A 19,930-nucleotide genomic window follows, 5' to 3' on the forward strand; every position below is an offset into this window, starting at 1 on the left:
CGACCGTCAGCTCGCCGTCGTCGGCCCGCAGCACGACCGGCCCGTCGCCGCCCTGCCCGGCCACGGCCGCGCACAGCGCCGCCCGGTCGGTGAGCACGCGGTGCCGGGCGGCGCCGAGCCCGTCCAGCACCATGCGGTACGCGGGGAACGCCTCGTCCGCGACGGCCAGCACCCGCTCCTCGCTCCCACCCCGTACGCGCACCTCGGGCCCGTCGACCTCGATCGCGACCTCCGCCAGCCCCCGCACCCACCCCGCGATCTCCCGCAGCTCCGCCACACCGACCGGCAGCCCACACGGCTCGCCCTCGATCGCGAGCGGCCGCAGCGCCCGTACCGACAGCCGGTAGCGGTCGGTGGCCACCAGCCGCAGCTCCTGGTCCAGCTCGATCAGCACCCGGCCCAGCACCGGGAACTCCTCCCGCACCGCGCCCACCGCCACCGCCGAGCCCACCTGCCGCACCGCCCCCGCCAGCTCGGCGCCGCCCACCCGGGCCCGGGCGCTACGCGCCCCGCCCGGCAGCGTGCGCAGTACGTCCTCGATGGCCGTGCGGGCGGCCGCCGCCGACTCCGTACTCCGCAGCAGATGGTCCCGCAGCACATCCCGGGCCTCCTCGGGCGGCCCGTCCAGCACGGCCGACGCCTCGACCAGCGGTAGCTCGGCCTCCCGCAGCCGCCGCAGCAGCGCGGCGCGGGGCGCCTGCTCCGGTGCGTAGTACCGGTATCCGGTCGCCGCGTCCACCCGCGCGGGCCGCAGCACCGCGCAGTCGTCGTAGAACCGCAGCGCGCTCGGCGTCAGCCCGACCCGGCGGGCGAAGGCGCCGATGCCCATCAGGGGCTCGTCGTCGTCCATGGCCGTCATGCTGGGCCTTCAAGCGGCTCGAAGGTCAATCGACGCGGACCGATGAGTTCCGCTCCGCGCCCCGGTCATACCGGCAGAACCATCACCACCAGGGAGGTCACCATGACCGTTACCGATGCGAAGGGCACCCGGCTCACCGAGATCGGCCGGGTCGCCGTCACCGTCGCCGACCAGGACCGGGCGCTGGACTTCTACGTCAACACCCTCGGCTTCGAGAAGCGTGCCGACATCCCCTACGGCGACTCGTACCGCTGGATCGAGGTGGCCCCCGCGGGCGCCCCGACCGGCATCGCCCTCGTCCTCCCGCGCGAGGGCCAGCAGGCATCGGCCTACGAGACCGGCCTGATACTCACCTCCGAGGACATCGACGCCGACCACGCCACCCTGCGCGCACGCGGCGTCGACACCGACCCGGAGGTCCAGCGCTGGGGCGCCCCGGTCCCACCGATGTTCAGCTTCCGCGACGCGGACGGCAACACCCTGATGGTCGTGGAGAACGGCTGAGCCCCGCCCCACCGGGAGCCGGTCCGCACACGGGGGCGGACCGGCTCCGTGTGGCTTGAGCGGGTGCGGGACGGCACACGTCTCTTGACGGGGGACCTCGCGGGGTCAGGGAGTCTCAAACGTTTTTGAGACAAAGAAGGGCAGAACTTGTATTGCCCGCGCGCCTTTTGCCGTCGAAAGTGATCACGCGCGAAACTTGCTTCGCACGTGCACGCTGCGATCGTGCGTAGGCGAGGGGGATCAAGAACGTGGCTGTCACGGTTCCGGACTGGGCCGACACTCTGCTCGATGTGATCGGGGTGTCCTGGCCGAACGTCGATGAGGACGCCTACCGGGACATGGCGGACTCCCTGCGGGACTTCGCCGATGACCTCGAGGACGACGGGCAGCTCGCCAACGGCCATGTGTCGCGCCTGCTGTCATCCGGCTCCGGCGAGGCACTTGACGCTCTCAACCTTCACTGGGGCCAGGTCAAGGACAAACACCTCAAGGACATCTCATCGGCTGCGCGCATCATCGCCGGCGCACTTGATACCGCCGCCACAGCCGTCGAGGCCATGAAGGGCGCGGCGCTCGTTCAGCTGGGCTACCTGGCTGAGGAGGCCGGAATCGCGCTGTCCTTGATCCCCGTAACCGGCGGCTTGTCGGCATTGCTGGGAGCGGGGGCGATACGCGCGACCCAAGAAGTGGTCAGGCGTCTGATCAAGGAGTGCGGGGAGGAGGCCGTCGGCTACGTCACCGCGGCGCTGACCGAACCAGCCGTGGCCGCGTTGGAAGGCATGGCCGCTGATCTCGTCGTGCAAGTGGGGGCAAGTGCCCTTGGATTGCAGGACGGGGTCGACCTTGATCAGGCAAAGCAGGCGGGCAAGGAAGGTTTCAAAGAAGGCGTCCAGGGGTCCAAGGAGGCTATGCAACTGGCCTCCGCGGATGGTGCAGGGGGTGGCGCGGGCGGCGGGACCAAGAGACTGCACATTGAGCACAGCGAGCATGACCACGCCTCGACTCAACTCAGCGGCCTGAGCGTCAACTTCCACGGTAAGACGGCGGGTAGGCTGTCCACCGCCAAGTCACATCACAGCCGCACCCGCGGCCGTGACAGCATCGCCGAGGTCATCGACCCGGTAGCGGACAAGGCCATGGACGCCTTGGAAAAGGCCCTCAAGACCATGGGCAACCATGTCAGCAGCAAGCTGCCCAAAGCTGTCAAACAGATCTCCACCGATCACAAGAACAACGACGCCGACATAGGTGCCGGTTTCGCCAAGGACCGCAAGAAGGCGGATGGTGGGGACAGCGGCAGCTCTCGCAAGGATGGTGGGAAAAGAGGCGCGTCCCACGTCAAGCCGGACTCATTGAGCGGTGCCAAGGACGATCCGCGCGGTAAGGCCATCCCACTGAACAAGCGGCGCTGCGCGACCGATCCGGTCGACGTGGCATCCGGCGAGATGGTGCTGGGGCAGACCGACCTGTCCCTGCCCGGGGTGTTGCCCATCACCCTGCAGCGCACGCACATCTCCAGCTACCGCTACGGGCATTTCTTCGGCCGCAGCTGGGCCTCCACCCTCGACGAACGCATCGAACTCGACCCGCTCGGCGGCGGTGCGGTCTGGGCCCGTGAGGACGGGTCGCTCCTGGTCTATCCTCGCCTGCCGCGCCCACAGGACACCGAACCTGTCATGCCTCTGGAAGGCCCGAGGCTGCCGCTAGCTTTCGGTGGGACCGACAATGCGGATACCCGATACCGCATCACGGAGCCAGACACCGGCCTGACCAGATGGTTCACCGGCAGTCCCTACAACGAGTCCGTCGCCTACTGGCTCACCGGTGTCGAGGACCGCAATGACAACCTCGTAACCGTCGACCGGCGAGGTGACGGCACCCCGTTGACCGTCATGCACGACGGCGGCTACCGGGTGCAGCTGACAGTTCAGGACAGGCGTGTGCGCACCCTTGCCCTGGCCGCTGCCGACAGGCCGGTCACCGTCATGACCTACGGTTACGACGAGCAGGGCAACCTGGACGCGGTCACCAACTCTTCCGGTCTTCCCTTGCGGTTCACCTACGACCCGGACGGGCGCATTACCTCCTGGACAGACCGCAACAACTCCACCTACCGGTACATGTATGACGCGGTCGGCCGTGTCACCGGTACCGTCGGCCCCGACGGATACCTCTCCTCGAGCTTCACCTACGACACAGAAGCTCGGACGACCCGCTATATCGACTCCACCGGTGCGGTCACGACCTACCAGCTCAACGAACGACTGCAGATCGTTGCCGAGAGCGATCCGCTCGGTCACACGGTCCGGCAGGAGTGGGACCGTCATGACAACCTGCTCACACGCACCGACGAGCACGGTCGTACCGCGGCATGGACCTGGGATGACAGCGGAAACCTCAGGGCTGTCCGCATGCCCGATGGCACAGAGGTCTCCGCTCAATACAACGAGCTGCACCTGCCCGTCGAGGTCACCGACGCGGACGGGGCGGCATGGCGGTACGAGTACGACGACCGTGGCAACCATGTCGCTCTAGTCGGGCCGGACGGAGCGACGACGCGCTTCGAGCACGATGCCCACGGAGCGATTCGGGCGATCGTTGATGCCGCGGGCGGACGTGAGACCTTCGTAACCAACGAGGCAGGCATTCCGGTCTCCTTGAGCGACGCTCTGGGCAATACCACCACGCTCACCCGGGACTCCTTTGGTCGCCCGGTCGCGGTGACCGATCCCCTGGGTGGGGTCACCCTCCTTGAGTGGACGCTCGAAGGGCTGTTGCAGCGCAGGGTCGAGCCCGATGGCAGCGAGCGTTCATGGACGTACGACGCAGAGGGCAACTGCCTTACGGAAACCGACCCGAATGGCGGGGTGACTCGCTACGCGTACACACACTTCGACCAGCCTGTGGCTCGCACCACGCCCGATGGCGCTCGGCATGAATTCGTGTACGACACCGAACTGCGGCTCCTCAGGGTTCTCAACGGTCGGGGTCTGAGTTGGGAGTACGAGTACGACGCCGCCGGACGTGTCGTCGCGGAGAAGGATTTCGACGGCCGCGTCCTCCGCTACACCTACGACATCGCGGGCCGGTCTCTCACTCGCACCAACCCGCTCGGACAGGCCATCACCCATCATCTGGACGATGCGGGTCAACTGGTCGCCAAGGACGCGGACGGTGTGCTCACGGAGTACACCTATGACCGGGCAGGCCGACTGCTCGGGGCTGTATCCCCTGATTCAGCGGTTGTTTTCGAGCGCGATTCCAGGGGCCGTATCGTCTCTGAAACCGTCGACGGCCACATAACGCGGTACAGCCACGATGTCCTGGGGCGCCGCATCGGCCGTGTCACTCCGAGCGGGGTGGCCACCAACGCCCGTTACGACCAGGTCGGCAACCGGGTCGGGCTGGACATCGCCGGACACGTGCTGGACTTCACGCACGACCCCATGGGCAGGGAACTGACCCGATCCTTCGGGCCGGAGAACGGGCCCGTCACCCTCACCACGGTCTGGGGCCGGGCCGGCATCAACGAGCAGTCGCTGGCCACGCCGACGAGGACGGTGCGATCTCGGGCCTACTCCTACCGCGCCGACGGTCTGCTGAGCGACATCATCGATCGGCTGACCGGGGGCACCCGGACCTTCCAGCTCGACCCCATGGGCCGGCCTTTGCGGGTGGATGCCCGCAACTGGAGCGAGACGTACGCCTACGACCTCGACGGGAACCAGACCTCCGCCGACTGGCCGGACCGGGCACGGCATCCCGAGGCCCGGGGCGAGCGTACCTACAGTGGCATGCGGATCCAGTCGGCCGGTGGCTTGCGGTACCGGCACGATGCCGCGGGTCGCATCGTAGAGCGGCGCAAGACCCGGCTGTCCCGCAAACCCGACGTTTGGCGCTACACGTGGGATGCCGAGGACCGTCTCACCTCGTGTACCACGCCCGACGGCACCCTGTGGACCTATGCGTACGACGCGCTCGGCCGTCGGATAGCCAAACGGCGGCATGACGCCGAGGGTGCGGTCGTCCAGGAGGTCTGCTTCACCTGGGACGGCAGTCATCTCGCGGAACAGACCGACGCGGCCACCGCTACCACGATCACGTGGGAATACGAAGGTCACCGGCCGCTGGGCCAGCTTGAGCGAAAGCCTGCCGCGCCCCAGGGCGAGGGCAGCGATCAGGACAGTGTCGACTCGCGCTTCTTCGCCATCGTCACCGACCTGATCGGCGCTCCCACTGAACTCGTCGACGAGAGGGGGGAAATCGCCTGGTACGCCCGTTCCACCTTGTGGGGCACCACGATGTGGAACAAGGGTTCCAGCGCCTACACTCCCCTTCGCTTCCCTGGACAATACGCGGACCCGGAGACGGGACTGCATTACAACCACTTCCGTCATTACGACCCGGAGACGGGCCGGTATGCCACACCGGACCCCCTCGGTCTGGACCCGGCCCCCAATCCGGTCGCGTATGTCAACAACCCTGCCGCTGAGTCGGATCCGCTGGGGCTAGCGCCCTGCCTGCAAAGCCTGGAGGACGCGGCGACGAAAATTGCCCAACTGCTTCCCAAGGCATCGCAGCGGTACCAAACAGTTGCCGCAATTCATGTGAATACGCCCAATGGCCCGGCAGTTTTCGTCTCCGGAACAAGTAGGAGTAAACTCACTCCTGCGCAGGTTAAATTGGCCAAGGAGATGGGGTTCATCCCCCTTCCCAACGACCAGTACATACCCAAGCCGGCGAAGGGTGAGAGGGGTGGGCATGCCGAGCAGAACATCATCAACTTCCTGGGCAGGATGAATGAGAAGGGGGGTGGAGGTTGGATGCCCACCCATGGGGCGGCGACGCGCAGCGTCTGCGCCGATATTTGTGCTCCGGTCATTCGGGCGGGCGGAGGTCTGATGACCGGCGAGGTCTATCAAAAAGAACAGCCGACACGTCAACATCAATTCTTCTGGCCGGGCCAGTACGTACCTGATTAGGCGAGAAATATGACATACACCCAGGCTTTCGCGCAGCTCACCGCCAGCGATGTATTCCCAGGCATGGAAGATTCGCTTGGTGAACTTGACGGCTGGCTGGTGCGAGAAGGAGTCAACTGGCTCATCACTCGGCTTGGCCCGGATGTCCGGCTGGGGCGCATCGATGGCGATGCGTCACGGATTTTTTCCGAGGAGCGGAGCTGGCCCGCCTCTGGCATTGATGAGCCCGGCTATGCCTCTCCCGTTCCTGATGGCGGCCTTGCCGTCTCCAGTGATCGAGGGGTGGCCGTGTGCAGCCGGAGCGGCGAGGTGCGTTGGGTGTACCGGCACGACGCGTGGTCGGAGGGCGGTATGGGGTGTGGGGCCTGCGCCGCTGACCCGTCCGGCCGGTACCTGTTCGCCACGACCCCCGGTCACCTGGACCCGGGTAGGCCATACGAGGGCGATCTCTGTGTCGCCCTCGACCTGGCTACGGGCAAGCTGGTGGCGGAGGCTGTACTGCCGTCCTTTTCCGCGATGTATTCCCTCCAGCATTCTTTGGCCGTCAACGAAGGTGTCGTATTCCTGACGGCCGGCCAGGGGCAGGACGAGGCATATTCGCTGCTGGTGTCGCTGAGCGACGGGGAAGTCGTGGTACGGCAGGCAGGGGTGGTCGACGAACCATTCACCGGGAACAGTCTGGCCCCTGGAGTCTTCCTGAAGCAGGCAATAGACGGGGAGGATCTGACCCGCTATGAAGACGGTCTACCGGTCGCTACCACCTCAGCGGAGACCATCCTGTCCGCCGAAATGCGTTTCGTCGGTCGTCCTGGATTCCTCGATGACGCCCGCATCCTGGCAGCCGTCGCCGAGGAGGCTTGGGAAGGGGAAGCGCGGCACTTCCTCCTTGATGCTCGCACCCTTGAGGTTGTGGCCGAAATCGACTACCCGGCCAGCGCGAGCCTGGATCCGCTCGCGCTGGGGGACGGCACGTGGCTCACGGTCGAGGGTGACGAGGTGTCCCGTTGGCGGATCAGCTGATGAGACGGTCGAGCTTGCCCGCCTTGGCGGCGCGTATGAAGGTGTCGAAGGTGGTTCGGTTGGTGGCGAGGACGGTGTCGGGTGCGTCGCTCTCGCGGAGTCGGAGCGTGCCGTCGCGGTCGTTGCGTACGTAGACACAGTTGGCCGCGTTGCCGCTGTACGACGACTTCCGCCAGGTGTAGGGAGACACGGAGGTTCCTTCGCTAGAGGCCCTGTGCGATCCGGTGAATCATGTCGCGCGACTCCGTCGGTGTGAGCGCGAGGGTCGCCATGCGGTCCAGCGTGCTGCGGTACCTGGCGAGTTGGGGCTGGGTGTCCAGGAACTCGGAGCCATGGTCCGTGTCGAGTTCGACGGTGTCCAGATGCGGGACCTCTCCGCTGAGGTGCACGATCGCCTGGCCGGAACTGGGGAAGGCGCCTGAGCCGAAGGGGATCACCCGTACCGTGATGTGTTCCTGCTCGCTCAGGGAGAGCAGGTGTTCAAGCTGCGCGCGGGCGACATCGGGCCCGCCGAAATCCATGCGCAGAGCGGCCTCGTGGATGATCGTGTCCAGCGGGGTCGGTTGCTCACCGTAGAGAATCGCCTGCCGTTTGATCCGGTAGGACACCCGGTGCTCGACCTCGGGTGGGGAGAGCGGCGGTTCGACGGCGCTGATGATGACGCGAGCGTGATCCCTGGTCTGTAGGAGGCCCGGCAGGTGGATGACGCAGGCGATCCGCATCGCCTGGGCGTGATGCTCCAACTCGGCCATGTCGAGCATGCTCGGCGGGAGGATGTCGCGGTACTCGTCCCACCAGCCCCGGGTTCGGCCGCCCGTCATGCCCGCGAGGGCTTCGATCAGCGGCGAGTCCGTGCAGCCGTAGGCGCGTGCCGTCGCCCGCACCCGGTCCGCGCTGACGGCATAGGCGCCGGACTCGATGCTGCTGACGCGTGACTGCGACGAACCGAGGAGCGCGCCCGCCTGCGTGGCGTTGAGGTCGGCGCGTTCGCGCAGTCGACGCAGTTCGGCGCCGAGTCGTCGTTGCCGGATGGTCGGCGGAAGCTTGATCCGGGCCATCGCGCTTTCCCCTCGCTCACATGGCTGCGCCGTCACCCACACGAGGGGTGTTATGGCGTATCCCATCGATTTTGTTGGCCGCATCATAGCGGCGACCTATGGTGTAACTCATGCGCCAGGTCAGGGCGTTGTTCTGTTCAACTCCTCCTCGTGACAGGAGACATCGATGGCCACGGTATCCCCGCAGGATCCCCACTCCGTGCCGTTCGATTTCGACGGAGAAGTGCGCTCGCTCGTCCTCGACACCGCACCCCGACTCTTCGCCGTCGTCCAGGAATTCGCTCTGGGTGACGGCTGGCGGGACGCCGAGGTCGCGGCGTGGGGGATGGCGTATGAGGACGGGCGCGCGGATGTGACCAGCGTCGACGGGCGGCGGCGGTTCAGCTTGCCCTCGCCCGACCGTGCCATGCGGCACTTCGCGCTGCTGGAGGGCGTGACCGCGCGGCTGGTGTGGCTCACGCCGCCCCGCGCCGCCACGTTCGATCCGGCCGAGGCGGCCTGACGGGACCGCAGGACTACATCCTTGGTGCCGGTCCACCTGGGGCCGCGGACCGATTCGCCGAACTCCGGCGACACATAGCGTCACACCATGCGTATAGGACTACTTGGCACCGGCAACGTCGCCCGAGCACTGGCCCACGGTTGGAGGGCCCGCAGGACACGACGTGCTCCTCGGTTCGCGCCGACCGGCGGGACGGACAGACCTCGGCCTTCCCGTGGCGGGCCTGAGTGAGACGGCCGCCCACGCGGAGGCACTGGTCAACGCCACCCCAGGAGCCGTCTCCGTGGAGTTATTGCACTCCATCGGGGCACCGGCGCTGACCGGCACCCTGCTGATCGACGTCGGAGTCGGCCTCTCCGACGACTTCTCCGAGCTCTCACACCCCAACAGCAGCCTGGGTGAGCACATTCAGGAAGCCTTTCCCAAGACGCCCGTCGTCAAGACGCTGTGCACCATGGACTCCACCGTCATGGCCGCTCCGGACCGTCTGGACGGCCCGAGCACCGTCTTCCTCTCCGGCGACGATGCCGAAGCCAAACGGACCACCGGCCGACTGCTCATCGACCTCGGTTGGCCCGCTTCGTCCCAGCTGGACATGGGCGGCATCATCACCGCACGCGGGCAGGAGCACTTCGCCCTGCTCTTCATGGGCATCGCGAACGGTCTGGGCTCTCACACGTTCAACATCAACGTTGTCGCCCAGGGCTAGTCGCGGGGGAGCAGGGTGCCCAGGGGGCCGAGGTCGAGGTTGAGGTCTTCGAGGGTGAGGCCGTGCTGGTCGCACAGCTCCGTCATCCGCTGGTCCAGGTGCATCAGGGTCGTGCCGATGTGGTCGATCTGGGCCTCGGTGAGGCCGCCCGCGTCGATGCGGCGCAGGGCCTGGCGTTCCATCAGCTGGCGGAGGAGTTCGACCACGGTGAGGACGAGGGCGACCAGGTCGCGGCCCATGGCCTCGGGGTCGAGGTCGACGCGGGTGTCGGTCACAGCGGGCCGCCGTCCGTCCAGGGGGCGGGGACGCGTTCGTTGACGGAGGAGAGCAGGGCGTGCAGGGAGAGCCGGATCAGGGGGACCTCGGCGATGGCGATGACGAGGTCGCCGCTGACGACGACCCCGGTGGCGAGCACGCGGTCGAGGAGGTCGACGAGGGGGACGCCGATGGGGCCGTGGGCCTCGGCGGGGACGGTGCCCCAGGCGGCGGTGGTCATGGGGCGGCCCCGGTGTCGGTGAAGGAGTACGGGGCCCAGGGGCCCGACAGCTCGATCTCGATCGCGGGCTCGTCGCCGCGCAGGGAGGCCAGGGCGGCGCGGAGTTCGCGGGTGCGGGCGGTGTCGAGGAGGTAGGCCGCGTTGAGGATGTGGGTGCGGTGGGGGCCCGTGACCTCGGCGCCATGGGGGCGTAGGCGGCGGGCGGCGACGGCGAGGCCGCGTACGACGGTGTCCACGCGTTCGGCGGCCTGGAGGGCGGCGTTCTGGCGCTGTTCCCGGCCCTGGTGGCGGTTGCGTACGTGGGCCAGGTAGGCGCGGCCGGTCAGCGGGGCGGGATCCGCGGCCGGGGCGGCGGGCGCGGTGGGGGCGTAGACCTTGACGCCCCATTCCGTACGGCCCGCGAGCCGGTCCAGCGCGGTGAGGAACGCGGTCTGTTGCGAGCGCAGGGCCTCCCGGACCCGTTCGTCGCCACGGTAGAGGGTGGCGAGGGGGAGGGGGACGGTTGCGGTGAGCGACGACACCGCCGTGATCACCTCGTGGTGGGCCCGGGCGCAGCGCTCCAGTTCGGCGCGGTCCGACAGCCGCCGCCGCAGGGCCTCTTCGGTGTGGTCGGCGGCCGGTACGTCCTGGACGATGGCGGTGAGCGGGCCCGCGGGCAGCGTACGGAGGGGTCTGGCCGGGTCGAGTCCGGCCAGCCCCGTCGGCGCGGGGCCGTCGTGGGGGCGGCAGACGGCGTACGCGTAGGTGAGCGTGGCGGTCATGCGCCGTCGCCTCCCGCCGGGGCCGCGGCGGTCAGCTCACCGGACTCGAAGGCGTCCAAGCGCTCCCGCAGCCGCGCGTTCTCCTCGGCGAGCGCGTCCCGCCGGGCGCGCGAGGACAGCGCCGGATCGGTTTCCCACCAGTCGATCCCGGCCTTGCGGGCGGTGTCCACGGACGCGACGAACAGCCGCAGCCGGATGGTGAGCAGTTCGATGTCCAGCAGGTCGATCTTGATGTCCCCGGCGATGACGATGCCCTTGTCGAGGACGCGTTCCAGGATCTCGGCGAGGTCGGACGTGGGCGGGCCGGTGGTCGGGGGAGGGGTGCACAGCAGGTCGTGGTCGGGGCGGTCAGTCACGGCGCGTCGTCCCTCGTTCCAGCAGGTCGAGCAGGCGGTCCTCTGCGCGGTCGAACTCGTCGGGGGTGATGGCGCCGGACTCCAGGGCCTCGTTCAGGGCGGCGAGCCGGGCGCGGACCACGGACGGGTGGCACAGCTCCCGTTCCGCTGCGTCCCGCAGGCGGTCCGCGACCCACACCACGCCCCGTACGGGCGCCAGCGGCAGGAGCGCGACCTCGCTCAGCACGCCCATGCGGGCTCCACGAAGCTGTAGCAGGGCAGCGGTCCGGTGAGTCGGAGTTCGACGTGGCTGCCGTGCTCGCTCGCGAGGCGCTCCACGACGGCGCGGAACCGGCGCAGCTCCTCCCGGGCGAGGAGGAAGGACGCGTTGAGCACGCAGCCCGGCACCTCCGGCCCGGCGACCCGCTCGTCCGCCACCGCCGACAGCTCGGCCAGTACGGCGGCGGCGGTGGCCGTGGCCCGGCGGGTCAGCCCCCGGGCCACGGCCTCGCCGAGCCGCAGGCTGGTCTCGTAGCCCGGGGTGCGGCGGGCCGCCGTACGCAGCCGGGCGACCTCGGGGTCCTCGCGCACCAGCGACCGCAGATCGCCCTGGGCGGGGACCGCCTTGAGGTTCATCTCGACCCGGCCGTCGACCCGGTGGAGGGCGGCGAGGCAGTCGCCGTGCGAGGACTCCAGCTGGCGCCGCACCATCTCCTCGTCGGGCGCGACCATCCCGAAGCGCATGGGCAGCACCGGCCCGTCCGCCGCGAGCGCCAGCGCCAGTTCCTGGTGGGCGAGGAGGTCGCGCCGCTTGGCGCGCAGCCCGGCGGGGGCGTCGCTGACGACGGCGGCCAGCTCACCGGCGCGCAGCGTGCGCAGCGGGGCGGGGTGTTCGCCGACGCCGGTGCGGCCGGGCGGCAGGACGCGGCGGGCGTGGACGACGCCGTAGACGTACACGCTGCGGGGCGCGGCGGTCGCGGCGCTCTCGGCCATGGGTCAGTCCTCCTCGGAGCGGCGGCGGGTGCGGGGCGCGGTGCCGGTGCGGCGCCGCGGCCGGGGCTCCTCTTCCGGTTCGTCCTCGTCGCCGCCCCCGACGGCCTGCTTGACTTTGTCCTCCACGGCGCCGACCGCCTTCTTGACCTTCCGCTTGCCGAGGCCCTGGGCCACTGCCCCCGCCGCGCTGCCGCCGCCCCCGCCCCCGCCGAACAGCTCGGGCACGGTGCGGCTGGTGCGGTCGTGTTCGAGGTCCACGCGGTTGCAGGCTTCGGCGAAGCGGAGATACGTGTCCACGCTCGCGACCACGACCCGGGCGTCGATCTTCAGGATCTCGATGCCGACCAGGGAGACCCTGACGAACACGTCGATCACCATGCCGCGGTCGAGGATCAGCTCCATGACGTCGTACAGGGTGCCCGCCCGCGGAACGCAGACGACCTCTTCGGTGTAGGTGGTGGGTGCCATGATCGGAGCGGTCCTTTCAACGATGTCTCAGCAGTCGTCGGCCGCACCGCGCCGGTAGCGGCGGACCCTCCGGTACTCGCGCAGCTCGCCCCGCTCGTCGATGTCCACCTCGTACGTGGCCAGCAGACTCGTCGTGTCGGGGATGCGGGCGACCTCCAGCACGTCCACGCTCACCCGCCAGCCGTCCTCGGTCCGGCGCACCGCGGAGACCCCCTCGGTGGGGTGGGTGATCAGCGCGGCGAGCCGGTCGCAGGCGTGCCCGGCCGCCTGCTCGGGCCCGGGCTCGCGCTCCCGTTCCCGCGTCCTGCTGCGGCTGGTTCCGGCGCCGGACGTGCGCCGCTCTCGCTCTGCCATGTGCATCAGTCTGTTCACAGGCCGTGCCGGACCGCGCGCGGAGATGGGCCGGACGTGGGCAACGTCGTTCTCATGCGTCCGGTCCCTGCGGCACTCTCGCTTGTCGTACGGTGAGCCGGGCACCCTTGGAGGCAGAGGACACATGACCACGCAGCCGGTCCACGATGGCGGAGCGCTGATCCCCAGACCCGAGAAGACCTTTCCGGCACTGCGTGCCGCTCTGGCGCAGGTAGCGCCCTCCCGCTTGGCGGAGATGACTTCCGAGCGGGACACGGTGTTCACCATGGCCACGCAGTCCAACAGCTTCGGGCCGATCGCCATGTTTCAGGTCAAGTGGGCCACGGTGATCGAGATCGAGCGGTTTCCCGAGGTTGCCCGGCGTCTGCATGCCGCCGAGCACGCCGCCCAGACGCTCGACAAGGAGGATCCGAAGTGGCAGGCCGCCATGGATGAGATCCGGGAGATCATGCAGGCTGCGCGTGCGCAGATCGGCCATGGGTGACTGGGGCTGGGAGTACAACCCAGACGCTCACCATGTCATCGGCGAATCGCCGAACCTGGCCTTCATCGCGCAGGTTGAAGCGCGCGCGGACGAGCTGGTCCGTGCGGCGGCGGCTCTCTACTTGGACGGCTCCGCCTATCAGGGACAGTCACCCGGTGTGCAGGAGGAGGTTCTGCCCGGCGGGATGTTCCAGTACCTGACCGTTGTGCGACAGGAACGCTTGTACCTCGTCCAGGTGACCCCCTGGCCGTTGTGATCGCTCCGCCGGTCCGCACCCGTCCCCGTATGACCGGACAAACCGCACCCGGCGGAGGATGTCGGCGCGGGGCCGTACTCTGGAAGACCCCCGGCCCGTGTGACGTGTCGGGTGATTCGCGTTGTCCGCCTCCGGGATGGAATAGCCCTTTATGAGCCTCACCGGTCTGCTCGACGCCGTCGTACGGGACCCCGCGCTCGCCGAGGCGGTGCGCGGCGCCGCCGACGGAAACCGCCCCCATGTGGATCTGGTCGGCCCGCCCGCCGCCCGGCCCTTCGCCGTCGCCGCGCTGGCGCGCTCCGCGGGGCGGCCCGTGCTCGCGGTGACCGCCACCGGCCGGGAGGCCGAGGATCTGGCGGCCGCGCTGCGGTCGCTGCTGCCGCCGGACGGGGTGGTGGAGTACCCGTCGTGGGAGACGCTGCCGCACGAGCGGCTGTCGCCGCGGTCGGACACGGTGGGCCGCCGGCTCGCCGTGCTGCGCCGGCTCGCGCATCCGAGCCCCGACGACCCGGCCGCGGGGCCGGTGTCGGTGGTGGTGGCGCCGGTGCGTTCGGTGTTGCAGCCGCAGGTCAAGGGGCTCGGCGAGCTGGAGCCGGTGAGTCTGCGGGCCGGGCGGAGCGCCGATCTGGAGGAGGTCGTGGACGGGCTCGCGGCCGCCGCGTACTCCCGGGTGGAGCTGGTCGAGAAGCGCGGCGAGTTCGCCGTGCGCGGCGGCATCCTGGATGTCTTCCCGCCGACGGAGGAGCATCCGCTGCGGGTCGAGTTCTGGGGCGACGACGTCGAGGAGATCCGTTACTTCAAGGTCGCGGACCAGCGGTCCCTGGAGGTCGCCGAGCACGGGCTGTGGGCCCCGCCCTGCCGTGAGCTGCTGTTGACCGACGACGTGCGGGAGCGGGCCGCGGCGCTCGCCGAGGAGCACCCGGAGCTGGGCGAGCTGCTGGGCAAGATCGCCGAGGGGATCGCGGTCGAGGGCATGGAGTCCCTGGCCCCGGTGCTGGTCGACGACATGGAGCTGCTGCTGGACGTGCTGCCCGCGGGCAGCATGACGGTGGTCTGCGACCCGGAGCGGGTGCGGACCCGGGCGGCGGACCTCGTGGCCACGTCGCAGGAGTTCCTCCAGGCGTCGTGGGCGGCCACCGCGGGCGGCGGCGAGGCGCCGATCGACGTGGGCGCGGCCTCGCTGTGGGGGCTGGCGGACGTCCGGGACCGGGCGCGCGAGCTGGGCATGATGTGGTGGTCGGTGAGCCCCTTCGCGGCCGATGCCGAACTGGACCAGGACACCCTCAGCCTCGGCATGCACGCCCCCGAGTCGTACCGCGGCGACACCGCCCGCGCGCTGGCCGACACCAAGGGCTGGCTCGCCGACGGCTGGCGCGCGGTGTACGTGACCGAGGGCCACGGCCCGGCCTCCCGCACCGTCGAGGTGCTGAGCGGCGAGGGGATCGCGGCGCGGCTCGACGCGGACCTCGGCGAGATCAAGCCGTCCGTGGTGCACGTGGCGTGCGGTTCCATCGACTTCGGCTTCGTCGACCCCGGCCTGAAGCTGGCCGTCCTCACCGAGACCGATCTGTCCGGGCAGAAGGCGGCGGGCAAGGAGGGCGCGCGGATGCCCGCGCGCCGCCGCAAGACGATCGACCCGCTCACCCTGGAGGCGGGCGACTTCATCGTCCACGAGCAGCACGGCGTGGGCCGCTACATCGAGATGGTGCAGCGCACCGTGCAGGGCGCGACCCGCGAGTATCTCGTGGTCGAGTACGCCCCGGCCAAGCGCGGTCAGCCCGGCGACCGGCTGTACATCCCGACCGACCAGCTGGAGCAGATCACCAAGTACGTGGGCGGCGAGGCCCCCACGCTGCACCGGCTCGGCGGCGCCGACTGGACGAAGACCAAGGCGCGCGCCAAGAAGGCCGTCAAGGAGATCGCGGCCGACCTGATCAAGCTGTACTCGGCGCGGATGGCCGCCCCCGGCCACGCCTTCGGGCCCGATACGCCCTGGCAGCGCGAGCTGGAGGACGCGTTCCCGTACGCGGAGACCCCCGACCAGCTCACCACGATCGGCGAGGTCAAGGAGGACATGGAGAAGTCGGTCCCGATGGACCGGCTGATCTGCGGTGACGTCGGCTACGGCAAGACCGAGATCGCGGTGCGCGCCGCCTTCAAGGCGGTCCAGGACGGCAAGCAGGTCGCCGTCCTGGTGCCGACGACGCTCCTCGTCCAGCAGCACATGGGCACCTTCACCGAGCGGTACGGGCAGTTCCCGGTCGTGGTCAAGGCGCTGTCCCGGTTCCAGACGGACACCGAGGCGAAGGCCGTCCTGGAGGGCCTGCGGGACGGCTCGGTCGACGTCGTCATCGGCACCCACCGGCTGTTCTCCTCCGAGACCACGTTCAAGAACCTGGGCCTGGTCATCGTCGACGAGGAGCAGCGCTTCGGCGTGGAGCACAAGGAGCAGCTGAAGAAGCTCCGGGCCAACGTGGACGTGCTGACCATGTCCGCCACCCCCATCCCGCGCACCCTGGAGATGGCGGTCACCGGCATCCGCGAGATGTCCACGATCACCACCCCGCCGGAGGAGCGCCACCCGGTGCTGACCTTCGTCGGGCCGTACGAGCAGAAGCAGATCGGCGCGGCCATCCGCCGTGAGCTGCTGCGCGAGGGCCAGGTCTTCTACATCCACAACCGGGTCGAGTCCATCGACCGGGCCGCGGCCCGGCTCCGCGAGATCGTCCCCGAGGCGCGCATCGCCACCGCGCACGGGCAGATGTCCGAGGGCGCCCTGGAGCAGGTCGTGGTCGACTTCTGGGAGAAGAAGTTCGACGTCCTGGTCTCCACGACGATCGTCGAGTCCGGCATCGACATCTCCAACGCCAACACCCTCATCGTGGAGCGCGGCGACAACTTCGGCCTCTCCCAGCTGCACCAGCTGCGCGGCCGGGTCGGGCGGGGCCGCGAGCGCGGATACGCGTACTTCCTCTACCCGCCGGAGAAGCCGCTCACCGAGACCGCCCACGAGCGGCTGGCCACCATCGCCCAGCACACCGAGATGGGCGCCGGCATGTACGTGGCGATGAAGGACCTGGAGATCCGCGGCGCGGGCAACCTGCTCGGCGGCGAGCAGTCCGGGCACATCGCGGGCGTCGGCTTCGACCTGTACGTACGGATGGTCGGCGAGGCCGTCGCCGACTACCGGGCGGCGATCGAGGGTGCCGAGGAGGAGGAAGCGCCGCTGGAGGTCAAGATCGAGCTTCCGGTCGACGCGCACGTCCCGCACGACTACGCGCCGGGCGAGCGGCTGCGCCTCCAGGCGTACCGCGCCATCGCCTCGGCCAACGGCGAGGACGACATCCGCGCCGTCCGCGAGGAGCTGACCGACCGCTACGGACCGCTGCCCGAGCCGGTGGAGAACCTGCTCCTCGTCGCGGGCCTGCGGCTGCTGGCCCGTTCCTGCGGCGTCGGCGACATCACGCTCCAGGGCTCCAACATCCGCTTCGGGCCGGTGGAGCTGCGCGAGTCGCAGGAACTCCGCCTCAAGCGGCTCTACCAGCGCGCGATCGTCAAGCCCGCCACCCAGCAGGTCCTGGTGCCCCGCCCGGCGACCGCCCGCATCGGCGGAAAGCCGCTGGTCGGGCGGGAACTGCTGGCGTGGACGGGCGAGTTCCTGACGACGATCCTGGGGTCGTGACGGAGGGTCGTGACGGCGGTCCTGGGGGCGCGACGGGGCCGCTGCCCGCGCTCAGGCGATGCGGATCTGCTGGTCGTCGACTTCGAGGACGAGGGTCAGCCGGGCGCCCAGCGCCTGTGCGTAGGCGCGCATGGCGGCGAGATCCACGGCCTTTCCCTGTTCCAACTGGGAGACCCGGGCCTGGGTGATGCCGAGCTGGGCGGCGGCCTGCTGCTGGGTGAGACCGCGCTCCCTGCGGAGCTGCCGCAGGTGGTGGCCCAGGAGATGCGCCTCCTGGACCAGGCGTGCCGCCTCCTTGCGCGTTGCCCACTCCGCCTCGTCGACGTCGGGATGTGCCTCGCGGCGAGCCTGCTCGGCTCGCCGCTTGACCTCGTCCCATGAGGTGAAGCCAGTCATTCCGCCTCCTTCTCCTTGTGGTCGAGGTATTGCTGATACCGCTTCTCGGCGAGCGGCACGGCTTCGTCGTACCAGCGGCGCCAGTGTCCGGCTTTGTCGCCCGCGACGAGAAGGATGCCTTCGCGCTCGGGGTCGAAGACGAAGAGGATGCGGATCTCGGTCCGCCCTGCCGAGCCGGGGCGTAACTCCTTGAGGTTGTGCAACCGGCTGCCGTGGATCACGTCGGCCATGGGCCGACCGAGGCCGGGGCCCACTTCCGCGAGGAGTTCCACGGCCTGCTCCACCGCGTCGGCCGAATGCGGATCGTTCACGCAGAGGGCGAGGAACCATTCGGCCACCTCGTCATGGATGTTGATTGACCACGTCACGAGTGAGTATAAGCATTTGCTTGTAGAGGCGCAGGTGTCTCTTGACCGGTGCGTCACCCGAACGTGGCTCATGAACGAACGGGGCCGGACGCCACGCGACACCCCCGTGGTCGCGCGGCGCCCGTCCCCGGATCGGTGGACGGCCGAGGAGGCCGCGGCATGGGTGGCCCGGCGGGCCGGGCCGGATCGCGGAGCCGTGCGGCGGAGGGGAGTCCGTGGGCACGGCCCTGAGGGAGAGCGGCGGGGTGGGTGTTGGGGAGCGGAGCGGCCCCGCCGGGCTCACTCAGGACAGTAGGCGCGGGCGGCCGGGGCGGCGAGGAACGAAGTGCACAGTGACCGCGCCGCGAGGTTGCCGTTCGAACGGTGATCTGCGGGCGGTCGGTTCAGAGGTCGCCCAACGCCCGCATCGCCAGCCACAGTTCGTACTTCGCGCTCGGCGCGCTCAGCAGCGAACGCCCCAGCGCGTCCTCGGCCTTGGTCAGCCGCTTACGGGCCCCGGGCAGCGAGATCCCGAGGGCGGAGGCGGCCGCGGGCAGCCGGGCGTCGGCGCGCAGCCAGGCCCGTACGGTCTCGGGACCGGCCGTCAGCTTCGCCTGCTCCAGCGGCCGCAGCTGGGCCCGCGCCCAGACCGCGGCGGTGGGCGCGGACAGCACCCCGTCGAGGGTGGCGGGGTGCCCGGCCGGGGCCGTGCCGCGGGGCGCCTGGTGCAGCCGCAGCGCGAGCCAGGCGGCCGACTGGGCGGCCAGGCTGTGGCTGACGTCCACGCCGAGCAGGCCGTCGATGTGGCGCACCCGCGCGGCCAGCGTGTTGCGGTGGATCTTCAGATGGCGGCTGGCCGCGCTGCCGAAGCTGAGCCAGGAGCCGAGGGTGCCGATCAGCTCCGCCGGGCCGGGGTCGGCGCGGCGGGTCGGCGCGTACTCCAGGCACGGCGCCAGCAGTTCGCTCGCCCAGGAGTGCCCCTCCGGGCTCGACAGGACCGTCACATCGCTGTGCCCGCCGAAACCGGCGGACCGCTGCGGTGCGTTACGGGCCACCGCCAGCGCGTGGAACGCCTGCTCGTAGCCGACCGCGGTGTCCCGCAGCGCGATCTCCGCGCTCACCCCGACCCGGCACTCCGTCTCCTGCCGGGTGATCAGCCGGTCCAGCGGCTCGCCGTCCGGCGCGACCGGCTCCCCCTGGGTGGGGACCAGCGAGATGAGGTGGTTGGGGCGCACCGGACACGGCACCACCCAGGCCCGGCCGCGCACCGAGGCGTTGATCCGGGCCGCGATCTCGCTCCGCCGGTCGACCGGGCACTCGATCACGTACACCTGGAGCACGGCGGGCAGCGCCGGGCGCAGCGCGGCGGCGATCCGCTGCGCCGCGGGCAGGCTGCCGACCATGAGCAGGTGCAGCACCGCCTCCCGGCTGTGCGCCTCGGCCGACTCGACGCGGCGGCGCGCCCGTTCGGCCTCTTCCGCCCGCCAGCTCAGGGCGAGGATGCGGGACGCGTCGGCGAGCAGCACCCCGCAGCGCGGCGCGGAGGGCGCGACGACCGCCAGATACGGTGCCGGGTCGCGGGTCTCCGCGGACCCGAGCGAGACCAGGTGGACGGGGCGCGCCTCGTCCCCGCCGAGCACCCCGGACGGGGCGCCGCGGCGGTGCAGCGCGACGGCCGCCTCGGCGGCGAGCCGCCGCAGCGACGC

21 protein-coding genes and 1 pseudogene are annotated in these 19,930 nt (G+C 70.0%); 8 read left to right on the top strand and 14 right to left on the bottom strand.

The annotated features are described in order from the left end of the window. On the bottom strand, positions 1-850 hold an 850-nt coding region (locus EEJ42_RS43950), incomplete at its 3' end, for a MerR family transcriptional regulator (RefSeq protein WP_246097783.1). 111 nt (positions 851-961) lie between these two features. Between EEJ42_RS43950 and EEJ42_RS43955 the strand changes: the two genes are divergently transcribed. From EEJ42_RS43955 to EEJ42_RS43965, 3 genes are all read left to right on the top strand, one after another. Further along, positions 962-1,363, top strand: a complete 402-nt coding sequence (locus tag EEJ42_RS43955; protein ID WP_123107729.1) for a VOC family protein — start codon at positions 962-964, stop codon at positions 1,361-1,363. Positions 1,364-1,611: 248 nt separating this feature from the next. Continuing rightward, on the top strand, positions 1,612-6,345 hold the full coding sequence (locus EEJ42_RS43960; protein WP_123107730.1) for an RHS repeat-associated core domain-containing protein: 4,734 nt from the start codon (positions 1,612-1,614) through the stop codon (positions 6,343-6,345). A gap of 9 nt (positions 6,346-6,354) precedes the next feature. Then, positions 6,355-7,365 (top strand): SMP-30/gluconolactonase/LRE family protein, encoded by a 1,011-nt coding sequence (locus EEJ42_RS43965; RefSeq protein WP_148082221.1) that lies wholly within the window; start codon positions 6,355-6,357, stop codon positions 7,363-7,365. Here EEJ42_RS43965 and EEJ42_RS43970 read toward each other — a convergent pair. Together EEJ42_RS43970 and EEJ42_RS43975 are read right to left on the bottom strand one after the other, a co-directional pair. Further along, positions 7,358-7,555 carry a DUF397 domain-containing protein gene (locus EEJ42_RS43970; RefSeq protein ID WP_123107732.1) on the bottom strand — a complete coding sequence of 66 codons (198 nt, stop codon included), beginning with the start codon at positions 7,553-7,555 and terminating at the stop codon, positions 7,358-7,360. The genes EEJ42_RS43965 and EEJ42_RS43970 overlap by 8 nt on opposite strands. Before the next feature lie 13 nt (positions 7,556-7,568). Then, complete coding sequence (locus tag EEJ42_RS43975) at positions 7,569-8,423, bottom strand: helix-turn-helix domain-containing protein (protein ID WP_123107733.1); 855 nt, start codon at positions 8,421-8,423, stop codon at positions 7,569-7,571. A 166-nt stretch (positions 8,424-8,589) separates the two neighbouring features. Here EEJ42_RS43975 and EEJ42_RS43980 point away from each other — a divergent pair, with 166 nt between their 5' ends. Further along, positions 8,590-8,925, top strand: a complete 336-nt coding sequence (locus EEJ42_RS43980) for a hypothetical protein (protein ID WP_123107734.1) — start codon at positions 8,590-8,592, stop codon at positions 8,923-8,925. Positions 8,926-9,012: 87 nt separating this feature from the next. Then, positions 9,013-9,634 (top strand): annotated as a pseudogene (locus EEJ42_RS43985) (NADPH-dependent F420 reductase). On the opposite strand, the gene EEJ42_RS43990 reads toward EEJ42_RS43985, so the two are convergent. The 8 genes from EEJ42_RS43990 to gvpO are packed head-to-tail and all read right to left on the bottom strand — an operon-like array spanning position 9,631 to position 13,041. Further along, entirely contained in the window at positions 9,631-9,909 is a 279-nt protein-coding gene (locus EEJ42_RS43990) for a gas vesicle protein K (RefSeq protein WP_123107735.1), read from the bottom strand. The pseudogene EEJ42_RS43985 and the gene EEJ42_RS43990 sit on opposite strands and share 4 nt — an antisense overlap. Beyond that, positions 9,906-10,130, bottom strand: a complete 225-nt coding sequence (locus tag EEJ42_RS43995; protein ID WP_055548419.1) for a gas vesicle protein — start codon at positions 10,128-10,130, stop codon at positions 9,906-9,908. Before EEJ42_RS43995 ends, EEJ42_RS43990 begins: the two co-directional genes overlap by 4 nt. Then, the gene (locus EEJ42_RS44000; RefSeq protein WP_123107736.1) at positions 10,127-10,891 is read right to left on the bottom strand and encodes a GvpL/GvpF family gas vesicle protein; all 765 of its coding nucleotides are present in this window, start codon (positions 10,889-10,891) and stop codon (positions 10,127-10,129) included. The genes EEJ42_RS43995 and EEJ42_RS44000 overlap by 4 nt, the downstream gene beginning before the upstream one ends. After that, positions 10,888-11,247, bottom strand: coding sequence for a gas vesicle protein (locus EEJ42_RS44005; protein ID WP_425473065.1), 360 nt, complete (start codon positions 11,245-11,247; stop codon positions 10,888-10,890). Before EEJ42_RS44005 ends, EEJ42_RS44000 begins: the two co-directional genes overlap by 4 nt. After that, on the bottom strand, positions 11,240-11,479 hold the full coding sequence (locus EEJ42_RS44010; RefSeq protein ID WP_123107737.1) for a gas vesicle protein GvpG: 240 nt from the start codon (positions 11,477-11,479) through the stop codon (positions 11,240-11,242). Before EEJ42_RS44010 ends, EEJ42_RS44005 begins: the two co-directional genes overlap by 8 nt. Continuing rightward, the gene (locus EEJ42_RS44015; RefSeq protein ID WP_123107738.1) at positions 11,467-12,219 is read right to left on the bottom strand and encodes a GvpL/GvpF family gas vesicle protein; all 753 of its coding nucleotides are present in this window, start codon (positions 12,217-12,219) and stop codon (positions 11,467-11,469) included. Before EEJ42_RS44015 ends, EEJ42_RS44010 begins: the two co-directional genes overlap by 13 nt. Positions 12,220-12,222: 3 nt before the next feature. Then, positions 12,223-12,687 (bottom strand): gas vesicle protein GvpJ, encoded by a 465-nt coding sequence (gene gvpJ / locus EEJ42_RS44020; RefSeq protein WP_123107739.1) that lies wholly within the window; start codon positions 12,685-12,687, stop codon positions 12,223-12,225. Between the two features lie 27 nt (positions 12,688-12,714). Beyond that, positions 12,715-13,041, bottom strand: coding sequence for a gas vesicle protein GvpO (gene gvpO / locus EEJ42_RS44025; RefSeq protein ID WP_123107745.1), 327 nt, complete (start codon positions 13,039-13,041; stop codon positions 12,715-12,717). Positions 13,042-13,183: 142 nt separating this feature from the next. Here gvpO and EEJ42_RS44030 point away from each other — a divergent pair, with 142 nt between their 5' ends. The 3 genes from EEJ42_RS44030 (at position 13,184) to mfd (ending at position 17,481) form a co-directional block, all read left to right on the top strand. Beyond that, complete coding sequence (locus tag EEJ42_RS44030; protein ID WP_123107740.1) at positions 13,184-13,543, top strand: hypothetical protein; 360 nt, start codon at positions 13,184-13,186, stop codon at positions 13,541-13,543. After that, positions 13,536-13,799: a hypothetical protein gene (locus EEJ42_RS44035; RefSeq protein ID WP_123107741.1), complete on the top strand. Its 264-nt coding sequence runs from the start codon at positions 13,536-13,538 to the stop codon at positions 13,797-13,799. The genes EEJ42_RS44030 and EEJ42_RS44035 overlap by 8 nt, the downstream gene beginning before the upstream one ends. 151 nt (positions 13,800-13,950) lie before the next feature. Further along, entirely contained in the window at positions 13,951-17,481 is a 3,531-nt protein-coding gene (gene mfd / locus EEJ42_RS44040) for a transcription-repair coupling factor (protein WP_123107742.1), read from the top strand. A 51-nt stretch (positions 17,482-17,532) separates the two neighbouring features. Here mfd and EEJ42_RS44045 read toward each other — a convergent pair whose 3' ends face one another. The 3 genes from EEJ42_RS44045 to EEJ42_RS44055 form a co-directional block, all read right to left on the bottom strand. Next, on the bottom strand, positions 17,533-17,877 hold the full coding sequence (locus EEJ42_RS44045) for a helix-turn-helix domain-containing protein (RefSeq protein ID WP_184503559.1): 345 nt from the start codon (positions 17,875-17,877) through the stop codon (positions 17,533-17,535). Next, positions 17,874-18,245: a type II toxin-antitoxin system RelE/ParE family toxin gene (locus EEJ42_RS44050; RefSeq protein ID WP_184503560.1), complete on the bottom strand. Its 372-nt coding sequence runs from the start codon at positions 18,243-18,245 to the stop codon at positions 17,874-17,876. Before EEJ42_RS44050 ends, EEJ42_RS44045 begins: the two co-directional genes overlap by 4 nt. Before the next feature lie 383 nt (positions 18,246-18,628). Beyond that, a partial coding sequence (locus EEJ42_RS44055; RefSeq protein WP_148082222.1) for a helix-turn-helix domain-containing protein occupies positions 18,629-19,930 on the bottom strand: 1,302 nt, incomplete at its 5' end.

Origin of the sequence: Streptomyces botrytidirepellens (assembly GCF_003721215.1) — a bacterium.
Taxonomy (GTDB): Bacteria; Actinomycetota; Actinomycetes; order Streptomycetales; family Streptomycetaceae; genus Streptomyces; species Streptomyces himastatinicus.

Excerpts from the sequence above, each read along its gene's own strand:
- gvpJ (WP_123107739.1), bottom strand. The coding sequence starts at position 12,687 with ATGGCACCCACCACCTACACCGAAGAGGTCGTCTGCGTTCCGCGGGCG.
- EEJ42_RS43980 (WP_123107734.1), top strand. The coding sequence starts at position 8,590 with ATGGCCACGGTATCCCCGCAGGATCCCCACTCCGTGCCGTTCGATTTC.
- EEJ42_RS43975 (WP_123107733.1), bottom strand. The coding sequence starts at position 8,423 with ATGGCCCGGATCAAGCTTCCGCCGACCATCCGGCAACGACGACTCGGC.
- EEJ42_RS44030 (WP_123107740.1), top strand. The coding sequence starts at position 13,184 with ATGACCACGCAGCCGGTCCACGATGGCGGAGCGCTGATCCCCAGACCC.
- EEJ42_RS44000 (WP_123107736.1), bottom strand. The coding sequence starts at position 10,891 with ATGACCGCCACGCTCACCTACGCGTACGCCGTCTGCCGCCCCCACGAC.
- EEJ42_RS43955 (WP_123107729.1), top strand. The coding sequence starts at position 962 with ATGACCGTTACCGATGCGAAGGGCACCCGGCTCACCGAGATCGGCCGG.
- EEJ42_RS44045 (WP_184503559.1), bottom strand. The coding sequence starts at position 17,877 with ATGACTGGCTTCACCTCATGGGACGAGGTCAAGCGGCGAGCCGAGCAG.
- EEJ42_RS43965 (WP_148082221.1), top strand. The coding sequence starts at position 6,355 with ATGACATACACCCAGGCTTTCGCGCAGCTCACCGCCAGCGATGTATTC.
- EEJ42_RS44035 (WP_123107741.1), top strand. The coding sequence starts at position 13,536 with ATGGGTGACTGGGGCTGGGAGTACAACCCAGACGCTCACCATGTCATC.
- gvpO (WP_123107745.1), bottom strand. The coding sequence starts at position 13,041 with ATGGCAGAGCGAGAGCGGCGCACGTCCGGCGCCGGAACCAGCCGCAGC.
- mfd (WP_123107742.1), top strand. The coding sequence starts at position 13,951 with ATGAGCCTCACCGGTCTGCTCGACGCCGTCGTACGGGACCCCGCGCTC.
- EEJ42_RS44010 (WP_123107737.1), bottom strand. The coding sequence starts at position 11,479 with ATGGGCGTGCTGAGCGAGGTCGCGCTCCTGCCGCTGGCGCCCGTACGG.
- EEJ42_RS43995 (WP_055548419.1), bottom strand. The coding sequence starts at position 10,130 with ATGACCACCGCCGCCTGGGGCACCGTCCCCGCCGAGGCCCACGGCCCC.
- EEJ42_RS44015 (WP_123107738.1), bottom strand. The coding sequence starts at position 12,219 with ATGGCCGAGAGCGCCGCGACCGCCGCGCCCCGCAGCGTGTACGTCTAC.